Source organism: Streptomyces sp. NPDC001493 (assembly GCF_053597235.1).
In genome coordinates this window covers 67,534-85,697 of record NZ_JBSFHV010000008.1, presented here as the reverse complement: position 1 = coordinate 85,697, position 18,164 = coordinate 67,534, and the positions used below count along the sequence as shown (strand labels likewise).

Annotated in this window: 19 protein-coding genes; 8 read left to right on the top strand and 11 right to left on the bottom strand. The window is 71.1% G+C overall.

Annotated elements, in window-relative coordinates; translation table 11 throughout:
* Nucleotides 1-53: 53 nt before the first annotated feature.
* On the bottom strand, nucleotides 54-251 hold the full coding sequence (locus tag ACWCWD_RS14130) for a CsbD family protein (RefSeq protein WP_386886250.1): 198 nt from the start codon (nucleotides 249-251) through the stop codon (nucleotides 54-56).
* 159 nt (nucleotides 252-410) lie between these two features.
* Here ACWCWD_RS14130 and ACWCWD_RS14125 point away from each other — a divergent pair, with 159 nt between their 5' ends.
* Together ACWCWD_RS14125 and ACWCWD_RS14120 are read left to right on the top strand one after the other, a co-directional pair.
* Nucleotides 411-1,061: an HAD family hydrolase gene (locus tag ACWCWD_RS14125; RefSeq protein WP_450772832.1), complete on the top strand. Its 651-nt coding sequence runs from the start codon at nucleotides 411-413 to the stop codon at nucleotides 1,059-1,061.
* A gap of 85 nt (nucleotides 1,062-1,146) precedes the next feature.
* Entirely contained in the window at nucleotides 1,147-1,680 is a 534-nt protein-coding gene (locus ACWCWD_RS14120; protein WP_450772830.1) for an NUDIX hydrolase, read from the top strand.
* 52 nt (nucleotides 1,681-1,732) lie between these two features.
* On the opposite strand, the gene ACWCWD_RS14115 is transcribed toward ACWCWD_RS14120, so the two are convergent.
* Nucleotides 1,733-2,488, bottom strand: a complete 756-nt coding sequence (locus ACWCWD_RS14115; RefSeq protein ID WP_450772828.1) for a GntR family transcriptional regulator — start codon at nucleotides 2,486-2,488, stop codon at nucleotides 1,733-1,735.
* A gap of 143 nt (nucleotides 2,489-2,631) precedes the next feature.
* Between ACWCWD_RS14115 and ACWCWD_RS14110 the strand changes: the two genes are divergently transcribed.
* From ACWCWD_RS14110 to ACWCWD_RS14100, 3 genes are read left to right on the top strand one after another with little or no spacing between them, the layout of a single operon-like run.
* Nucleotides 2,632-2,988, top strand: coding sequence for a hypothetical protein (locus ACWCWD_RS14110; protein ID WP_450772827.1), 357 nt, complete (start codon nucleotides 2,632-2,634; stop codon nucleotides 2,986-2,988).
* The gene (locus ACWCWD_RS14105) at nucleotides 2,985-3,410 is read left to right on the top strand and encodes an ATP-binding protein (RefSeq protein WP_450772825.1); all 426 of its coding nucleotides are present in this window, start codon (nucleotides 2,985-2,987) and stop codon (nucleotides 3,408-3,410) included. The genes ACWCWD_RS14110 and ACWCWD_RS14105 overlap by 4 nt, the downstream gene beginning before the upstream one ends.
* On the top strand, nucleotides 3,407-3,640 hold the full coding sequence (locus ACWCWD_RS14100) for a hypothetical protein (RefSeq protein ID WP_450772824.1): 234 nt from the start codon (nucleotides 3,407-3,409) through the stop codon (nucleotides 3,638-3,640). Before ACWCWD_RS14105 ends, ACWCWD_RS14100 begins: the two co-directional genes overlap by 4 nt.
* Nucleotides 3,641-3,747: 107 nt before the next feature.
* Here ACWCWD_RS14100 and ACWCWD_RS14095 read toward each other — a convergent pair whose 3' ends face one another.
* Nucleotides 3,748-4,839 (bottom strand): branched-chain amino acid aminotransferase, encoded by a 1,092-nt coding sequence (locus ACWCWD_RS14095; RefSeq protein ID WP_450772823.1) that lies wholly within the window; start codon nucleotides 4,837-4,839, stop codon nucleotides 3,748-3,750.
* Between the two features lie 260 nt (nucleotides 4,840-5,099).
* Nucleotides 5,100-6,140 (bottom strand): 3-isopropylmalate dehydrogenase, encoded by a 1,041-nt coding sequence (locus tag ACWCWD_RS14090; protein WP_450772822.1) that lies wholly within the window; start codon nucleotides 6,138-6,140, stop codon nucleotides 5,100-5,102.
* 129 nt (nucleotides 6,141-6,269) lie between these two features.
* On the opposite strand from ACWCWD_RS14090, the gene ACWCWD_RS14085 reads away from it, so the two are divergent.
* Nucleotides 6,270-7,859: a purple acid phosphatase family protein gene (locus ACWCWD_RS14085; RefSeq protein ID WP_450772820.1), complete on the top strand. Its 1,590-nt coding sequence runs from the start codon at nucleotides 6,270-6,272 to the stop codon at nucleotides 7,857-7,859.
* A gap of 86 nt (nucleotides 7,860-7,945) precedes the next feature.
* Here ACWCWD_RS14085 and ACWCWD_RS14080 read toward each other — a convergent pair whose 3' ends face one another.
* The 5 genes from ACWCWD_RS14080 to ACWCWD_RS14060 form a co-directional block, all read right to left on the bottom strand.
* Nucleotides 7,946-8,077, bottom strand: coding sequence for a hypothetical protein (locus ACWCWD_RS14080; protein ID WP_390962475.1), 132 nt, complete (start codon nucleotides 8,075-8,077; stop codon nucleotides 7,946-7,948).
* A 690-nt stretch (nucleotides 8,078-8,767) separates the two neighbouring features.
* Nucleotides 8,768-9,832 carry an iron-siderophore ABC transporter substrate-binding protein gene (locus ACWCWD_RS14075; protein WP_450772818.1) on the bottom strand — a complete coding sequence of 355 codons (1,065 nt, stop codon included), beginning with the start codon at nucleotides 9,830-9,832 and terminating at the stop codon, nucleotides 8,768-8,770.
* A 116-nt stretch (nucleotides 9,833-9,948) separates the two neighbouring features.
* Complete coding sequence (locus ACWCWD_RS14070; protein WP_450772816.1) at nucleotides 9,949-10,779, bottom strand: ABC transporter ATP-binding protein; 831 nt, start codon at nucleotides 10,777-10,779, stop codon at nucleotides 9,949-9,951.
* Between the two features lie 70 nt (nucleotides 10,780-10,849).
* Complete coding sequence (locus ACWCWD_RS14065) at nucleotides 10,850-11,956, bottom strand: FecCD family ABC transporter permease (RefSeq protein ID WP_450772814.1); 1,107 nt, start codon at nucleotides 11,954-11,956, stop codon at nucleotides 10,850-10,852.
* Nucleotides 11,953-13,023, bottom strand: a complete 1,071-nt coding sequence (locus tag ACWCWD_RS14060; RefSeq protein WP_450772812.1) for a FecCD family ABC transporter permease — start codon at nucleotides 13,021-13,023, stop codon at nucleotides 11,953-11,955. The genes ACWCWD_RS14065 and ACWCWD_RS14060 overlap by 4 nt, the downstream gene beginning before the upstream one ends.
* A gap of 279 nt (nucleotides 13,024-13,302) precedes the next feature.
* Here ACWCWD_RS14060 and ACWCWD_RS14055 point away from each other — a divergent pair, with 279 nt between their 5' ends.
* Nucleotides 13,303-13,917 (top strand): MSMEG_1061 family FMN-dependent PPOX-type flavoprotein, encoded by a 615-nt coding sequence (locus ACWCWD_RS14055; RefSeq protein ID WP_450772810.1) that lies wholly within the window; start codon nucleotides 13,303-13,305, stop codon nucleotides 13,915-13,917.
* 246 nt (nucleotides 13,918-14,163) lie between these two features.
* Here the strand turns inward: ACWCWD_RS14055 and pruA are convergent, their stop codons facing one another.
* Complete coding sequence (gene pruA / locus ACWCWD_RS14050; protein ID WP_450772809.1) at nucleotides 14,164-15,795, bottom strand: L-glutamate gamma-semialdehyde dehydrogenase; 1,632 nt, start codon at nucleotides 15,793-15,795, stop codon at nucleotides 14,164-14,166.
* 48 nt (nucleotides 15,796-15,843) lie between these two features.
* Nucleotides 15,844-16,770 (bottom strand): proline dehydrogenase family protein, encoded by a 927-nt coding sequence (locus ACWCWD_RS14045; protein ID WP_450772807.1) that lies wholly within the window; start codon nucleotides 16,768-16,770, stop codon nucleotides 15,844-15,846.
* Nucleotides 16,771-17,010: 240 nt separating this feature from the next.
* On the opposite strand from ACWCWD_RS14045, the gene ACWCWD_RS14040 reads away from it, so the two are divergent.
* Nucleotides 17,011-18,156: a PucR family transcriptional regulator gene (locus tag ACWCWD_RS14040; protein ID WP_450772805.1), complete on the top strand. Its 1,146-nt coding sequence runs from the start codon at nucleotides 17,011-17,013 to the stop codon at nucleotides 18,154-18,156.
* The last annotated feature ends 8 nt before the right edge of the window (nucleotides 18,157-18,164 follow it).

Here is an 18,164-nt window from a genome sequence, read left to right as displayed (position 1 = left end):
GCCGACGGGCCCCCGCCCAGGAAAGGCGGGGGCCCGGAGAGTGAGTACCGGTCTCACTCGTCGTCGGTGATCAGCGGGTCCTTCGGGCCGGACTTGTCGCGCAGGTTCTTGCGCGCGTCGCCCACGGCGTCCTTCGCGGCACCCTTCGCCTGGTCGGCCTTGCCTTCGGCGACCTTGCTCCGGTTGCCGGTCATCTTGCCCATGGCTTCCTTGGCCTTGCCCTTGACCTTGTCCTTGCTGCCGTCAGTCACGGGGCCTCCTCGGATGGACGAACCTTCCACTGCCAACGTAGGTCACCTCGGCAGTACCTGCAGGACAGCGCCTGCCCGGCGGTGTCCGGGCGAAACAGGAGACGGCGGAAGCAGCCGCGGCCGGACGCCCCGCCTCTCCCGCCCAGTAGGGTCGGCCCGGTGATCGAGACCATCGTCTTCGACGTCGGCGAGACGCTGACCAACGACAACCGGTACTGGGGCTCCTGGGCCGACTGGCTGGACGTCCCCCGGCACACCATGAGCGCCCTGGTGGGGGCGGTGGTGACCCAGGGCCGCGACAACTCCGACGCGCTGCGCCTCGTCCGGCCCGGCATCGACGTCGAGGCCGAGTGGCGGGCCCGCGAGGCGGCGGGCCGGGGCGAGTACCTGGACGAGTCGGACCTCTACCCGGACGTACGGCTGACCCTGGGCGGCCTCCGCGAGCTGGGCGTCCGCGTGATCGTCGCGGGGAACCAGACGGCCCGCGCCGGGGAGCTGCTGCGGGCCCTGGGCCTGCCCGCCGACCTCGTCGTGATGTCCGAGGAGTGGGGCGCCGCAAAGCCGGACCCCGCCTTCTTCGCCCGCGTCCTCGGCGTCTGCGGCACCCGCGCCGAGAACACCCTGTACGTCGGCGACCACCCGGCCAACGACGTCTTCCCCGCCCACGCGGCCGGCCTGCTCACCGCCCACCTGCGGCGCGGCCCGTGGGGCCACTGGTGGGCCGACGACCCGGCCGTCCGCGCGACGGCGGACTGGTCGGTCGACTCGCTGGGCGAGGTGGCGGAGCTGGTGCGGGGGGAGCGGGAGTAGGCGGGGGCCACGGCGATCGGCGGCGTGCCTTACTGGACAGCCCATATGCTGGCGCGATCTTGACGGCCCTGCGGCAGGAACCGGTATGAGCGAGTGGACCGTGCATGGATCGCGACCGATCTACTCCAGCCCCTGGGTCGGCCTCGATCTCGTGGAAGTGGAACCACCCGGCCGCCCCCGCTACGAACACCACCTGATCAAGCTGGCGCCCGTCGCGGCCGTGGTGCTCCTCTCCCCCGCCGACGAGGTACTGCTGATGTGGCGGCACCGTTTCGCCACATCGACGTGGAACTGGGAGATCCCGAGCGGCATCGTCGAGCCGGGTGAGGACTTGGCAGTCGCCGGCGCCCGTGAGGTCCTCGAAGAGACCGGCTATCGGGTGGCCCCGGACACCCTCGCCCCTCTCGCCTACATTCAGCCTGTCGGCGGCATGTCGGACGCAGAGCACCATGTCTTCCTCGCGCGCGACGCCGTGCGGGTGGCCGAGCCCGTCGACACCCACGAGGCGGATCGCATCGAGTGGCATCCGCTCTCAGCCGTGCAGGGAATGATCGACGCCCGGCAGATCGTGGCCGGTGTGGCGGTGACCGGGCTGCTCCAGGTGCTTGCCCGTCGCTGACTCAGGCCGGGTGCCCCGCCCAACCGCCGACACAGGCACCGCGTCCCTACGATCACTCGTCCAGCTCGATGACGAAATCCACCACGGTCGTATCGGCCCGCCGCACGATCGGGTGAGCCACCTCGACGATCCGGCCGGTGTCCGCGACGTGCCTGCGGGTGTAGCGGAGAACCGGAACTCCCGCGCCGATCCGAAGGGTTCCGGCCTCTCCCTCGGTCGGCATCGCCGCCGTGAAGGACTCCGTGATCCGGCTGACCGTGATACCGAGGGATGCCATCTGGGCCCTCGTCCCACCCGGCCAGGGCTCATTGATCGGGTCTGCCACGGGAGTGCCCGAGACATCCGCCCAGCGCACGTACGAGGTGGACATCTGGGTCGGCTGATCGCCGTCGAAGAACACGAAGTGCCGTGCGAGGAGGCGCTCTCCGGGCTCGCACTCAAAGAGGTTGGCCAGCTCGGCGCTCGCCTCCACGCGCTCGAACCGCTTGTCGAGCCGGTACTCCGACCACCCGATGCCCTGGTCACGGGTGTACGGCGTGGACGGTGCGCCCGGCACGGTCCGGTACCGGTCCGCCGCCATGCGGTGGACGGGAGGGCGGGGCCTCACGATGGTCCCCGCCCTGGCCCTGGTCTCGATCAGCCCCTCGTTGCGGAGCAGCCGTAGGGCGTTGCGGATCGTCGTGTCGGAGACCCGATAGGACTCACTGAGCTCGGGCAGCGTCGGAAGCTTGTCGCCCTGCCGGAACTCGCCGGAAGAAATGCGGCGTCGCAGGTCAGCGGCGATCCGCAGGTACTCGGGCTGGGCCACGCCACACCACCGTTTCGAAGATCGCGTCAATTCTGTGCACACATACTCTCCCGTTCCGCTTGACCGGCGCCAACTCCGCCGACAATCTGTGTACAGAAAGCGAGTATCCGTACACAGATAAAACGGAAGCCGGAAGGACAGTCATGCCCGAATCGGGCCATACCTGGCGCGTGCTCTTCAAGGGGCATCCCGGCGAGGCAGGCCACGTGCGCCATTGGGTCCGTGGGCGGCTGAGCCACAACGACGCCGAACTGATCGCCAACGAGCTGTTCGTAGCGATCCTGGTCGGCCTCACCGGTCGAAGCCCCGACGCCGTCGAGATGACCATCTCGACCGCCGGGAGCAGGGCTCGCATCAGCGCCACCGGCTTCCTGCCGCTGCCCGTGCCCGCCATGTGCGGGCCGGGCGCCCTCATCATCAGCCGGCTGGGCCACTCGTCGGGCGTCTCCCAAGACGGCCAGTGCTTATGGGCTCAGCTCCGCCCGGAGGTGACAACGTGACCAAGAACTGCACGGAAGACAGCCCCGCGAGGCTCTCCCCCTACTCCAAGACGCTCCCTCGCACACCGGCGAGCGCGGCCGTCGCACGTCAGCTCGTACGAACCGCTCTCGCCGCGTGGGGAATTGACGACCTGACCGATGACGCCACCCTGATCGTCACCGAACTGACGAGCAACTCCATCGACCACGGCCACCTGGAACAGGTGCGGGTCATCGTCTCCCGGCCGAGACCCGGCTGCGTCCGTATCGGGGTCATGGACCGGTCGAAGGCCATCCCCTTGATGCGCTCCAACCCCGACGAGAACGCTGTGCGGGGGCGAGGTCTGGTGCTGGTCGACGCGCTCAGCGAGCGCTGGGGGACCGAGCTGTACCGCTGGGGCAAGCAGGTCTGGGCGGAGTTGAGCAGTGAGGTGCGCCGGTGAAGGACGGCAAGCCCTGGGTGGGCGACCAGGTGCACGATGAGGAAACCGGGCGGGACGCGATCGTCACCGACGTCCAGGGCAACACCGTCTACGTTCTTCGCTCCGTACACGGACCTGACCTGTGGAAACGGAGGAATGGGCGCGGGCTGACAGTCGTGGTGCCCCGTGAGGAACAGGACGGGGCACCACAGGAGCCGGAGCCGGACGCCTCGGCAGGCCGAACCGCCTGACGAACACCCCCGTTCGCGCCCCGTACGACGCCCGAAGGCCGCGCCCCGTTCTTCCGTCGGGCGCGGCCTTCGTACGTACTGGGTGGGTGCGGTGGAACGACCTGCTGTCAGTCGCCCAGCGGGTGCATCCAGCCGTGGGTGTCCTCGGCGATGCCGCGCTGGATGTCCAGGAGGCGCTCGCGGAGCTTCAGGGTGATCTCGCCGGGGGTGCCGTCGCCCTGGATCCACTCGCCGCCGGCCGACTTGACCGTGCCGACGGGGGTGATCACGGCGGCGGTGCCGCAGGCGAAGACCTCCTTGAGGGTGCCGTTCGCGCTGTCCTCGCGCCACTGGTCGATGGAGACGCGGCCCTCCTCGGAGGTGTAGCCGAGGTCGCGGGCGACGGTGAGGAGGGAGTCACGGGTGACGCCGGCGAGCAGGGAGCCGGTGAGGGCGGGGGTGACGATGTGGTTCTCGTACACGAAGTAGAGGTTCATCCCGCCGAGCTCCTCGACCCACTTGTGCTCCACGGCGTCGAGGTACGCGACCTGGTCGCAGCCCTTGGCGGTGGCCTCGGCCTGGGCGAGCAGGGAGGCGGCGTAGTTGCCGCCGGTCTTGGCGTCGCCCATGCCGCCGGGGACGGCGCGGACGCGGTCCTCGGAGAGCCAGATGGAGACGGGCTTCACACCGCCGGCGAAGTAGGCGCCGGCCGGGGAGGCGATGACGAGGAAGAGGTACTCGTTGGCGGGCTTCACGCCCAGGCCGACCTCGGTGGCGATCATGAACGGGCGGAGGTAGAAGGACTCCTCGCCGCCGTGCGCCGGAACCCATGCCTTGTCCTGCTGGACCAGCACGTCACAGGCCTCGATGAAGGTCTCCACCGGCAGCTCGGGCATGCCGAGGCGGTGGGCGGAGCGCTGGAAGCGCTTGGCGTTGGCCTCGGGGCGGAAGGTGGCGACGGTGCCGTCGGGCTGCCGGTACGCCTTCAGTCCCTCGAAGATCTCCTGCGCGTAGTGCAGGACCATCGTCGCGGGGTCGAGGGAGAGCGGGGCGTACGGGACGAGCTGCCCGTCGTGCCAGCCCCGGCCTTCGGTCCACCGGATGGTGACCATGTGGTCGGTGAAGTGGCGGCCGAATCCGGGGGCGGCGAGGATCGCCTCGCGCTCCGCGTCGGACAGCGGGGACGAGGTGGGCTTGAGCTCGATCGTGGGCGTCGTCATGAGTGCGTGTCCTTCACGTATCTGTGTGTGAGGGACCGTGCTTCCGCCCGCTCCCACCCGCACGTGCGAACAAGCGCGGAGCGCGAGGATGTCCGAACATTGCCGCGAGCTGCGGCCCCACGTCCGATTATCGCTCGTGGAAGGCTGGGTACGAAATGACGTATTTCACGGTCCCTGGGTCGATGGGGGCACCCGGGGCCGCGCATGCGGAAGCCGCCGGGTGCGTGTGCGACCCGGCGGCTTCTTGGTGAGTCGTCGGGTCAGCCCGCTACCCGTACCGCGAGCGCGTCGCCGATCTCGTCGGTGGTGCGGGTGATCCCGTCACGCTCCGCGAGGTCGGCGGAGACGGCCGTCTCGATGCGCTCGGCCTCGGCGTCGTAGCCGAGGTGGCGCAGCAGGAGGGCGACGGAGAGGATCGTGGCCGTGGGGTCGGCCTTGCCCTGGCCGGCGATGTCGGGGGCCGAGCCGTGGACGGGCTCGAACATCGACGGGAAGGCGCCGGTCGGGTTGATGTTGCCGGAGGCGGCCAGGCCGATGCCACCGGTGACGGCGGCGGCGAGGTCGGTGAGGATGTCGCCGAAGAGGTTGTCGGTGACGATGACGTCGAAGCGCTCCGGCTGCGTGACGAAGAAGATCGTCGCGGCGTCGACGTGCAGGTAGTCGGTGGTGACCTGGGGGTACTCGGCCGCGACCTTGTCGAAGGTGTTCTTCCACAGGTGCCCGGCGTAGACGAGGACGTTGTTCTTGTGGACCAGCGTCAGCTTCTTGCGGGGGCGGGCGGCGGCGCGGTCGAAGGCGTCGCGGATCACGCGCTCGACACCGTACGCGGTGTTGACGCTGACCTCGGTGGCGACCTCGGCGGGGGTGCCGGTGCGCAGCGAGCCGCCGTTGCCGGTGTACGGACCCTCGGTGCCCTCGCGGACGACGACGAAGTCGATGTCGGGGCGGCCGGCCAGCGGGGTCGCGGTGTTCGGGAAGAGCTTCGACGGCCGCAGGTTGATGAAGTGGTCGAAGGCGAAGCGCAGCTTCAGCAGGAGCCCGCGCTCCAGCACGCCGGACGGGACCGAGGGGTCACCGATCGCGCCGAGCAGGATGGCGTCGTGGCCCTTGAGGGAGTCGAGCTCCGCGTCGGGGAGGGTTTCACCCGTGCGGTGCCAGCGCTGGGCGCCAAGGTCGTACTCCTTGGTCTCCAGCTTCACATCCTGCGGGAGGACGGCGTTGAGGACCTTCAGGCCCTGGGCAACGACTTCCTGGCCGATTCCGTCACCGGGGATCACTGCGAGATTGATGCTGCGAGACATGACGGCACCTTAGCCTTGCGTCCCACCCCATGACACCGGCCGTCCACTATACGGACACATGGTGAGCTGTACGCGTGCCGTTCACCTCGTGGACGGGATCGGGTCACTCCGGAAGTAGATGTTCTGGCCATGGACATCCCTCGCTTCGGAATCCCCGAGAAGCTCGCCGCCCGCATGAGCATGGCGGAGCAGCACGAGTACCTCCGCACCAAGCTGACGCGCCGCGGCGTGCTGCGTACGAGCGTGGCGACCGCCGCCGTCGCCGGTGCGGGCATGGGCACCGGCCTCCTCACGGCCTCCCCCGCCGCGGCCAACTCCTCCAAGAGCTCCCCGACGGTGCTCACCTCGCGCTCCACCACGCAGGTGGACGGCTCGCTGGTGGCACCGTTCGGCCGCCACCTCGCGTACGGCGCCGACCCGAAGACGCAGATGAGCGTCTCGTGGCAGGTCCCGTTCGCCGTGAAGCGCCCGTACATCCGCATCGGTCTCAAGCCGTGGTCGCTGAGCCGCCGCATCGACGCCGAGGTGCGCCACCTCACCACGCCGACGCTGAACAACGGCGCGATCGCCGCCGCCGAGCAGTTTTACGTGCACGCGAGCCTGGAGCGCCTGCAGCCCGGCACGACGTACTACTACGGCGTCGGCCACGACGGCTTCGACCCGGCCGACACCCGCAACCTGGGCACGCTCGGTACGTTCACCACCGCGCCCTCGCGCGCCGAGAACTTCACCTTCACGGCCTTCGGCGACCAGGGCGTCAGCTACCACGCCCTCGGCAACGACCAGCTGCTGCTCGGTCAGAACCCGGCCTTCCACCTGCACGCGGGCGACATCTGCTACGCCGACCCGTCGGGTTCCGGCCAGGACAGCGACGTCTACGACGCGCGCACCTGGGACCAGTTCCTCGCCCAGACGGAGACAGTCGCGAAGACGGTGCCGTGGATGGTGACGACCGGCAACCACGACATGGAGGCCTGGTACACCCCCGACGGTTACGGCGGCCAGAACGCCCGCTGGACGCTGCCGGACAACGGCCCCGACCCGGTCGGCCAGCCGGGCGCGTACTCCTTCGTCCACGGCAACGTGGCCGTCGTCGCCCTGGACGCCAACGACGTCTCGAACGAGATCCCGGCGAACCTCGGCATCAGCGGCGGCAAGCAGACGAAGTGGCTGGACCGCCGTCTCGGCGAGCTGCGCGCCCGCAAGGACGTCGACTTCATCGTGGTCTTCTTCCACCACTGCGCCTTCTCGACCACCAACGCGCACGCCTCCGAGGGCGGGGTCCGCGAGGCGTGGGTGCCGCTGTTCGAGAAGCACCAGGTGGACCTGGTCATCAACGGCCACAACCACGTGTACGAGCGCACCGACGCCCTGAAGAAGAACGCGGTCTCCCGCAAGGTGCCGATCGGCGAGCGCACGGACCCGACCCGCGACGGCATCGTGTACGTCACGGCCGGCGGCGCGGGCAAGTCGCTCTACAACTTCCCCGCCCCCGACACGTACGAGGGCCACGTCCACGACCAGGAGAGCGTGGACACGTACTACGTGGCCAAGGGCGGCGTCCACGCGGCCGAGACCGTGGAGTGGTCCCGCGTCCGGTACACCGGCTACTCGTTCCTCGCGGTCGAGGTCTCGGTCGGTCAGCACCCGAAGATGAAGGTCACCGCCCTCGCCGAGTCGGGTGCGCGGATCGACCACTTCGAGGTCAGCCGCGGCTGATCCGCCGCGGACCGCCATGGGCCCGGGGGCTCTCGCCCGTCTTCCGTACGCCGGAAGACGGCGGGCGCCCCCGGGCCCGGCTGGGTTCAGTGGCCGGTGGCCCCGCCGTTGTCGCGGCGGTCCAGGGCGCGCTGGAGGGCCGCGGCGGCGTTCTTGCGCTCGGCTTCGGTGGGGCGGGGGGTGTGACGGACGCGACGGCGGACGGTGGTCTCGGCCATGGGGGAACGCCTCCTGAAAATCACGGGTGACACGGACATCACGGGTCGTACACGTCACGGGTCGTACGGATCACGGGTCGTACGGCTCACAGGTCGTACGGCTCACGGGTGGTACGGCTCACGGGTGGTACGGCTCACGGGCTCCAGGGCTCACGGACCATGCCGGTCGCGCGGAATCGCGCGGGCCGGGGCCGTGCTCCAGGGGTACGGCGGCGGGCGACGCACTGCCGCCGGGTACGGCGGAACCGGGTGGGAAAGCCGGAAGGTACGGGAGCGGGCGCCGCAGGGATGGCCTGCATCGGGCGAACCCGCTCACCACCAGTCGCTGGTAGAAGCGAATCGTTCGGCTCCTACAACGCTAGGACACCTGGGCCGCTCTGTCCCCACAATTACTCGGACTTCCTACTATCTGAGACGGCCCGGTCCGCGTCGACAGCCCGCAACTCCGGCACGGGCGCCCACCGCGAACGGGGTCGTGCCTGCTCAGGGGCGGTGAGACAGCCGGCCGAGCGGGTTGGGCGGCCCGGGCCGGGCGAGGTGACGGCCATGCGATCGGGCAGGTCTTCGCGTGACATGTCCGGCATGATCGCCACGCCCGGCCTCCGGGCGGCCGGGGAAAACGGACCGGGCCGGTGGGACGGGCGCGACCGTGCGCCCGTCCCACCGGCCCGGAGACCTGGCGGGGTGCTGCTACTTCTTGACGTACTTCGCGAACTCCGGCACGACGTGGTCGATGGCGTAGGAGGTCGAGAGGATCGAGTCGGTGGCGAAGGCCTGGCTCAGACCGCCCTCGTCGAAGACCATCGCGTGGCCGTCGGCGACCGCGGGGATCTTCTTGTACAGGGCGTCGGAGGTGACCTGGGCCGGCTTGAGACCGATCGGCGCGGTGACGATCAGGTCGGCGTCGAACTGGTCGAGGTTCTCCTCGGAGACGCTGACCGAGAACGCGTCACCGGCCTGCTTCTCGATGACCGGGTTGTTCTTGAAGCCGAGCCGCTCGATGAAGTCGACACGGCCGGTGCCCGAGACGTACGCGCCCCAGCCGACCGAGGTCTTCGACGCGAGGGTGACCGTCTTGTCCTTGAACTCGGGGTGGGCCTTCGCCGCGGCGGCGAACTTGTCCTCGACGCCCTTGATCAGCTTGTCGCCCTCGGCCTTCTTGCCGAGAGCGGTGGAGACCATCTGGGTCTGCTTCTCCCAGGACAGCTTGTACTGGTCGCCGCCCTTCGGGACGCCGATGACCGGGGCGATCTTGCTGAGGGTGTCGTAGCGGGTCTGGTCACCGCTGGACTTGGTGTCGAGGATCAAGTCGGGCTTGAGGGCCGCGATCTTCTCGTACTCCGGCTCCATGGTGCCGATCTTCTCGGGGCTCTTGGTGTAGAGACCCTTGGCCCACGGGCCGACGCCGTCGCCGCCGAAGGCCAGCCAGTCGCTCTCGCCGACGGGCTGGACGCCGAGGGCGAGCGCGGTCTCCGCGTCGCCCCAGCCGAGTGCGACGACCCGCTTGGGCTGCTCCTTCACCGTGATGGAGCCGAACTTGGTGTCGACGGACACCGGGAAGGCGCCGGCAGCGGCGGAGGCGGTGGACGACGCGTCCTTGGCGGAGTCGCCGGAGTCGTCGGAGGAGCAGCCGGTCGCGCCGATCAGCACGGCGGCGAGCGGAAGCGCCAGCAGGCCGAGGGAGGCGCGGGAGCGGGTGGGGGTACCGGAACGACGGGCAAGAGGGTTCCGGAGACGCACGTTCTTCATGCCCATGAGGTTAGCCTAACCTTATTCACTTCTCGCACGGGGGTTCCATGAAGCGCGATTCGCTTCACCTCGGGGGGAGTTGACCCGCCGAGTCGCCCCACCCCCTGCGACGGAAGCCCGCCTCAGACGGCGGAGACGTCCTCGCGCGCCGCGTCCGGCACGTGGTGGCGGCCGATCGGCACGATCATCGGAGTGCCTGACGCGGGGTCGGGGACGACCGAGCAGCGCATTCCGAAGACCTCGGTGATCAGTTCCCCGGTCACGATCTCGGTGGGGCGGCCCTCGGCGACGATCCGGCCGTCCTTCATCGCGACCAGGTGGTCGGCGTACCGGCAGGCGAGGTTCAGGTCGTGCAGCACGGCGACCATGGTCACCCCGCGCTCCCGGTTGATGTCGGTGAGCAGATCGAGGACGTCCAGCTGGTGGCTGATGTCGAGATAGGTGGTCGGCTCGTCGAGCAGCAGGACGTCGGTGTGCTGGGCGATCGCCATGGCGATCCAGACGCGCTGGCGCTGGCCGCCGGAGAGTTCGTCGACCGGGCGCTCGGCGAGTTCCAGTACGTCGGTGGCGACGAGCGCCTCGGCGACCGCCGCGTCGTCCTCGGCGGTCCAGGAGCGCAGCCAGCCCTGGCGCGGGTAGCGGCCCCGGCCGACCAGGTCGGCGACGGTGATGCCCTCGGGGGCCACCGGGGTCTGCGGGAGGATGCCGAGGATGCCGGCGACCGCCTTGGTGGGCATCGACCGGATGTCCTTGCCGTCCAGCAGGACCGTGCCCGCCGAGGGGGCGAGCAGCCGGGCGAGGGAGCGCAGCAGGGTGGACTTGCCGCAGGCGTTGGGGCCCACGATCATCGTCACGCCGCCCGGCGGGATGTCGATGTCGAGGTCCTTGACGATGTCCCGGCTGCCGTATCCGAGGCGCAGTCCGCGCGCTCCCAGGCTGTGTTCCGCGCTCACGCGGCACTCCCCTCCATCTGGTCCTTGCGGGTCCTTGCCCGCCCTGTTCGCGCGGTCGGCCGCGGGCGGGTCATCCGCCCTGTCCCGAACGGTTGGCGCGGATCAGCAGCCACATCAGGTACGGGGCGCCGATCACGCTGGTGACGACGCCCACGGGGAGCTGCCCGGAGGCGCCCACCGGCAGGTCGACGAGGTCCAGCACGTGCTGTGCGGCGAAGTCGGCGACCAGCACCAGCAGCGCGCCGGTCAGCCCGGAGGCGACCAGCGAGGCGCCGCGTCCGGGGGCCAGCCGGCGGGCGACGGGCGCGGAGACGAAGGCGACGAACCCGACCGGCCCGGCGGCGGCGGTCGCCACCCCGGCCAGCGCGACGGCGCAGCAGAGCAGCTGGAGCCGGCCCCGCTCGGTGCGGGCGCCCAGTCCGGCGGCGGTGTCGTTGCCGAGCTGGAGTACGGGCAGCTGCCGGGCGGCCAGGAAGAGCAGCGGCAGCAGCACCACGAGCGCCCAGGCCAGCGGCTGGAACAGGTCCCAGGAGCGGCCGTTGAGGCTGCCGGTGAGCCAGAGCAGCGCCGACTGCGCCTCGGTGACCTCGGAGCGGGTCATCAGGTACGAGATCACGCTGGACAGCCCGGCGCCGATCCCGATGCCGACGAGGACGAGCCGGGCTCCGGTCACTCCGCGCCGCCAGGCGAGCGCGTAGATCAGCGCGGCGGTGAGGAGGGCGCCGGCCAGGGCGGACACGGAGAGCAGGACCCCGCTGACCGCGAAGAGCGAGGAGGCGAGCACCGCGGCGACGGAGGCGCCCGCGCTGATGCCGATGACGTCGGGGCTGGCCAGCGGGTTGCGCAGCAGGCTCTGGAAGACCGCTCCGGAGAGCCCGAAGGCGACCCCGACGAGGATCGCCATCAGGGCGCGGGGCATCCGCAGCTCGCCGACGATGAACCAGGTGGCGGCGTCGGCGCGCCCGGTGAGGGCGGCGAACACGTCGGAGAGCGGCACCGCCATGTCCCCGTACGCCAGCGAACCGCACAGGGCGGCGACGGTGGCGACGGCGAGGACCACGCAGACCAGGAGGTAGCGGGCACGGCCGTTGCGGCGCACCCGGACGACCTCGCGCACGGCGGAGGAGCCGGGTGCGGTGTCACGGAAGGGACGGAAGGGGGTGGCGGGGGCGGTCACAGTTCCACCAGCTTCCTGCGGCGCACCAGGATCACGAAGGGGATGCAGCCGATGACGGCGGTGACGATGCCGACCTGCACCTCGGCGGGGCGGGCGGCCAGGCGGCCGACGATGTCGGCGACGAGCAGCAGGATGGGAGCGAGGACCGCGCTGTAGGCGAGGACCCAGCGGTTGTCGGGGCCGGTGATGAGCCGGGCGGCGTGCGGGACGACCAGCCCGACGAACCCGATGGGCCCGGCGATCGCGGTGGCCGCGCCGCAGAGCAGGACCACGGCGAGGGCGGCGGCGGCGCGGGCCAGGCCCACCCGCTGGCCGAGGCCGCGGGCCACGTCGTCGCCGAGGGCGAGGGCGTTGAGCTGGGGGCCGAGGGCGAGGGCGAGGAGGGAGCCGGCCACGATGAACGGCAGTACCTGCCAGAGCGCGTCGGTCTCCCGGCCCGAGAGCGAGCCGACCTGCCAGAAGCGGAACTGGTCGAAGGTCTTGCTGTCGGTCAGCAGCACCGCGGTGGTGAGCGAGCCGAGGAAGGCGGTGGTCGCGGCTCCGGCGAGCGCCAGTTTGACCGGGGTGGCGCCCTCCCTGCCGATCGAGCCGACGCCGTAGACGAAGAGGGCGGCGAGCAGCGCGCCGCCGAAGCCGAACCAGAGGTACTGCCCGGGGGCGGTGAGGCCGAGGACGCCCATGGCGAGGACCACGGAGACGGACGCTCCGGCGTTGACGCCGAGCAGGCCCGGGTCGGCCAGAGGGTTGCGGGTGACGCCCTGCATGAGCGCTCCGGCGAGGCCGAGGGCGACTCCGGCGAGGATTCCCGCACAGGTGCGGGGGATGCGGACCGTCTGGACGATGACGTCGGTGCGCCGGGCGTCGTCGGGGCTGACCAGGCCGTGCCACACGTCGGCGAGGGGTACGTGCCCCGATCCGACGGCGAGGCTGACCGCGGCGATCAGCACGAGGACCACCAGCCCGGCCACGAGGCCGGCGGCGAGTGCGGGGCGTGAGCCCTTGCGGCGGACACCACCGGCCGGCGGTGCGGTGCGCGCCGTCGGCAGGGTGGCGGAGGCCGGGTTCACCGGGCACCTGTCGCGGTGGCCGGTATCGCGTCCGGCATCGTTCGCTCCTCAACGGCTCCGCGTAAAGCCGGCAGCCGGTTCCACGCAGGGGGAATGCCCGCCAGGAGATAACCCGAGGGCCTACAGTAAGGTGACCCTAACATCGTAAGGGTGTACGGAAAAAACCGGTCCGGGTCGTAATGACCCACGGGCCGACCGTCCGGATCCGGCCACCCAAGCGTGCCGGGGAGGGCGACCTCCGCCCGTGCGTACCGCCAGGTCACCTGCCAGGAAGTCGTCTTGAGCCTCACCGCAGCGCCCGAAGCCGTCCCGCCCGTCGCCGCCCCGCCCGCCGAAGCCGCCCCGCCGGCGGCGCTCGGCCGCGACGGCTGGGTCGAGCTCACCGCCCCCGGGGAACTGACCGAGCTCCTCGGTGCCCCGCACCCGATCGTCATCGAGAAGGTCCACGACCGGCTGACGGAGGAGGACCTGAGGCTCATCGGCCAGTCCCCGCTGTGCACGGTCGCCACCTCGGACGCGGCGGGGAACTGCGACGCCTCGCCGAAGGGCGGGGAGCCGGGCTTCACGCTCGTCCTGGACGAGCGCACCCTCGCGCTGCCGGACCTGCCGGGCAACCGCCGCTCCGACGGTTTCCGCAACATCCTGCAGAACCCGCACGTCGGCCTTCTCTACTTCATCCCCGGCGTGATGGACGTGCTCCGCGTCAACGGCCGGGCCCGGGTCCTGCGGGACGCACCGTTCTTCGACGAGCTGGCGGACGCGAAGGGCGCCCGGCCGAAGCTGGCGCTGCTGGTCGAGATCGACGAGATATTCCGGCACTGCCCCGCGTCCCTGCGCCGCTCCGGCGTCTGGCAGCCCGACACCTGGAGCGCGGCGCCCGAGCGGCGCGGCTGAGGCCACGGGAGCCGCACCCGTACCCGTACCCGTACCTCTGCCCCCCCGCCCGCTCGGGTCGGGGGGCGCGGTGCGTCCGGGCCCGTGCGCGTCCGGCCCCGTGCGGCGGTAGCAAGTCGGCCGGTGGACGCAGACCGGTGGACGCAGACCGCCCCCGTCCGGCAGGGGGGGTGCCGGACAGGGGCGGGGTTCTGGGCGGGGCGCCGGCCTGGTGATCGAGGCACGGGGGCGGCGCCCCGGGGGGCGTCAGCCCTGGTGGGGGTAGGTGTACTCGGTCGGCGGGACCAGCGTCTCCTTGATGGCGCGGGTCAGCGTCCAGCGCTGGAGGTTCTGCGGGGCGCCGGCCTTGTCGTTGGTGCCCGAGGCGCGGCCGCCACCGAAGGGCTGCTGGCCGACGACGGCACCGGTCGACTTGTCGTTGATGTAGAAGTTGCCCGCCGCGTAGCGGAGCTTCTCCATCGTGTGGGCCGCGGCGGCGCGGTCGTTGGCGATGACGGAACCGGTCAGGGCGTAGTCGGAGACCGACTCCATCTGCTCCAGCATCGCGTCGTAGTTGTCGTCCTCGTACACGTGCACGGCGAGGATCGGGCCGAAGTACTCGGTCGTGAAGACCTCGTTCTCCGGGTCGGTGCACTCGATGACGGTCGGGCGGACGAAGTAGCCGACCGAGTCGTCGTAGGTGCCGCCCGCGACGATCGTGCAGGTCGGGTCGGCGGCGGCGCGGTCGATGGCGGCCTTGTTCTTCGCGAAGGACCGCTCGTCGATGACGGCGCCGATGAAGTTCGACAGGTCGGTGACGTCGCCCATGGTGATGGCGTCGACCTCGGCCGCGAACTTCTCCTTGAAGCCGGAGTTCCAGATGGAGGCCGGGACGTACGCACGCGAGGACGCGGAGCACTTCTGGCCCTGGTACTCGAAGGAGCCGCGGGTCAGCGCGGTCTTCAGCACGGCCTGGTCGGCCGACGGGTGGGCGACGACGAAGTCCTTGCCACCGGTCTCGCCGACGAGCCGCGGGTAGGTGCGGTAGTTGGCGATGTTGGTGCCGACCGTCTTCCACAGGTGCTGGAAGGTGGGGGTCGAGCCGGTGAAGTGGATGCCGGCCAGGTCGCGGTGGTTCAGCGCGACCTCGGAGACGGCGATGCCGTCGCCGGTCACCAGGTTGATGACGCCCTTGGGCAGGCCGGCCTCTTCCAGGAGCTGCATCAGCAGCACGGCGGCGTGGGTCTGCGTCGGGGACGGCTTCCACACGACGACGTTGCCCATGAGCGCCGGGGCGGTCGGCAGGTTGCCCGCGATGGCGGTGAAGTTGAAGGGCGTGATCGCGTAGACGAAGCCCTCCAGCGGGCGGTGGTCCATGCGGTTCCACACGCCGGTGGAGTTGGCCGGCGGCTGCTCGGCGAGGATCTGGCGCGCGTAGTGCACGTTGAAGCGCCAGAAGTCGACGAGCTCGCAGGGGGTGTCGATCTCGGCCTGCTGGGCGGTCTTGCCCTGGCCGAGCATCGTGGAGGCGGCCATCGTCTCGCGCCACGGGCCGGAGAGCAGCTCGGCGGCGCGCAGGATGATCGCGGCGCGGTCGTCGAAGGCCATCGCGCGCCAGGCCGGGGCGGCGGCGAGCGCGGCGTCGATCGCGTCCTGGGCGTCCTGCTCGGTGGCGCCGGCGAAGGTACCGATGACGGCGCGGTGGTTGTGCGGCTGCACGACGTCGAAGCGCGCGCCACCGCCCATCCGCTTCTCGCCGCCGATGGTCATCGGGAGGTCGATCGGGTTCTCGCTGAGCTCCTTGAGCTTCGCCTCCAGGCGGGCGCGCTCGGGGGTACCCGGGGCGTAGGAGTGGACCGGCTCGTTGACCGGCGCGGGGACCTGGGTGACAGCATCCATGAGTGCCTTGTCTCCTTGGTTCGTCGGGGTGGGGGGTGGGAGCCGGACTCAGCCCTTGGTGAGGATGGAGCGCGCGAAGAAGAGGAGGTTGGCCGGCTTCTCCGCGAGGCGGCGCATGAAGTAGCCGTACCAGTCGGTGCCGTACGCGGTGTAGACACGCATGCGGTGACCCTCCGCGGCGAGGCGGACGTGCTCGTCGCTGCGGATGCCGTAGAGCATCTGGAACTCGTACTCGTCCAGCTTGCGGCCGGCCTGGCGGCCGAGTTCCTGGGCGATGGCGACGAGACGCGGGTCGTGCGACCCGATCATCGGGTAGCCGTCGCCCTCCATGAGGATCTTCATGATGCGGACGTACGCCTTGTCGATCTCGGCCTTGTCCTGGTACGCGACGGAGGCGGGCTCCTTGTACGCACCCTTCACGATACGCACGCGGCTGCCCGCGGCGGCGAGCCGGCGGGCGTCGTCCTCGGTGCGGAACAGGTACGCCTGGATCACGCAGCCGGTCTGCGGGAAGTCCTTCCGCAGCTCCTCGTGGATGGTGAACATCGAGTCGAGGGTGGTGTGGTCCTCGGCGTCCAGGGTGACCGTGGTGCCGATGGCGGCGGCGGCCTCGACGACCGGGCGGACGTTCGCGAGGGCCAGCTCGTGGCCGTTCTCCAGCGCCTGGCCGAACATCGAGAGCTTGACGGACATCTCGGCCTTGGTGCCGAGGCCGAGGTCCTTCAGGCGGCCGACCAGCTCCAGGTAGGCGTCGCGCGCGGCGGCGGCCTCGGCGGGCGTGGTGATGTCCTCGCCGACCACGTCGAGGGTGAGCTCCAGGCCCTTCCCGACGGATTCGCGGACGACGGGCAGGACGTGGTCGACGTTCTCACCGGCGATGAAGCGGTCGACGACCTGCTTGGTGCCCGGTGCGGCCGAGATGAACCGGCGCATCCGGTCGCTGCGCGACGCGGCGAGAATCACGGGACCCAGCACGGGGCACCTCCACGAAAGTACTGATGATCGGCTGCATGGACGGCTGTACGAGTGGCTGCGCACGGCTGTGCGCGTACGGACCGGGGGCGGGGCGAAAGCCGTCGAACCGGTCCGGACCATGACAGCACGGAGAACCACGGTGAAATCTATGGATTGCACCGAACGTGTGCCATCGACAGCTGTCACGCATCTGTGCTCGCCACCTCAGACATCTGTCTGAACGAATGCGAGAATGGCGGGATGAAAGGCGACTACCAGGAACTCGTCGACGAGATCTCCGGGCTGCTGAGCGCCCCCGCCACCCTGGAGAACCGCGACTTCGGCCTGATCGCCTTCGGTGTGCACGACAGTGACGACGACGCCGCCATGGACCCGGTCCGCACGCGGTCGATCCTGACCCGCCGCTCCACCCCGGCGGTCCGCGCCTGGTTCGAGGGGTTCGGCATCACCCGGGCGACCGGCCCGGTCCGCATTCCGGCGGGCCCGGAGGCGGGGGTCCACCTCAGCCGGATCTGCCTCCCGGTCCGCCACCGGGGCGTGGTGCTGGGGTACGTGTGGCTGCTGGACGCCGAACCGGGCCCGACCGACGAACGGCTGGGGGCGGCCATGGAGGTGGCGGACCGGATCGGGGCGCTCCTCGCCGACGAGGTCCGGGCGGGCGCGGACCTCTCGCGCGAGCTGGGCGCCGCCCTCACGGCGGGGCGCGGCTGGCAGCGGGACATGGCGCTGACCGCGCTCCGGGAGGCGCTGGGCGCGGACGCCGACGGGCTGCACGCGGTGGTCTGCGTCTCCCCGTGGACGGCGGAGGACACCCCGTCGGCCCGTACGGTCCCCTCGGCGGCCGCGCTCACCGTGGTCGCCGCACCCGGAGCGGACGCGCTCTGCCTGGCCGCGCTCGTACGGCTGCGCTCCCCGGACGCGCCGGGTCCGGCGAACACCGCCGCCGAGCGGCTCCGCGCCGAGGCGGGCGGGGCCGCGACCGCCGGGGTCGCCGTACCGCGCCGGGGTCTGGCCGAGCTGGCCGACGCCTGGCACGAGGCGGTGTCGGCGGCCCGCGCTGCGGCGGCCGAGCCCCGGTTCGGCCCGGTCGCCCCGTGGTCCGGCATCGGCCCGTACCGCCTGCTGACCGCGCTGCCCCGCACCCCCGCGGGACCCGACCCCTCGGTGGCCGCGCTGCTGGCCCCGGCCCACGCGGAGCTGGCCCGCACGGCGGAGACCTTCCTCGACCTCGCGGGCCAGGCGGGCCGGACGGCGGCCGAGCTGGGCATCCACCGTCAGACGCTGTACTACCGGCTCTCCCGGGTCCAGCAGCTCACCGGCCTCGACCTGGGCGACGGCGAGGACCGGCTGCTGCTGCACATGGCGCTGAAGGCGGCCCGGCTCTGAGGCGTTCC

What these genes read in the sequence shown, in the direction of transcription:
- ACWCWD_RS14120 (WP_450772830.1), top strand. Translation starts at nt 1,147, where the DNA reads ATGAGCGAGTGGACCGTGCATGGATCGCGACCGATCTACTCCAGCCCC.
- ACWCWD_RS14110 (WP_450772827.1), top strand. Translation starts at nt 2,632, where the DNA reads ATGCCCGAATCGGGCCATACCTGGCGCGTGCTCTTCAAGGGGCATCCC.
- ACWCWD_RS14095 (WP_450772823.1), bottom strand. Translation starts at nt 4,839, where the DNA reads ATGACGACGCCCACGATCGAGCTCAAGCCCACCTCGTCCCCGCTGTCC.
- ACWCWD_RS14090 (WP_450772822.1), bottom strand. Translation starts at nt 6,140, where the DNA reads ATGTCTCGCAGCATCAATCTCGCAGTGATCCCCGGTGACGGAATCGGC.
- ACWCWD_RS14085 (WP_450772820.1), top strand. Translation starts at nt 6,270, where the DNA reads ATGGACATCCCTCGCTTCGGAATCCCCGAGAAGCTCGCCGCCCGCATG.
- ACWCWD_RS14080 (WP_390962475.1), bottom strand. Translation starts at nt 8,077, where the DNA reads ATGGCCGAGACCACCGTCCGCCGTCGCGTCCGTCACACCCCCCGCCCC.
- ACWCWD_RS14075 (WP_450772818.1), bottom strand. Translation starts at nt 9,832, where the DNA reads ATGGGCATGAAGAACGTGCGTCTCCGGAACCCTCTTGCCCGTCGTTCC.
- pruA (WP_450772809.1), bottom strand. Translation starts at nt 15,795, where the DNA reads ATGGATGCTGTCACCCAGGTCCCCGCGCCGGTCAACGAGCCGGTCCAC.
- ACWCWD_RS14040 (WP_450772805.1), top strand. Translation starts at nt 17,011, where the DNA reads ATGAAAGGCGACTACCAGGAACTCGTCGACGAGATCTCCGGGCTGCTG.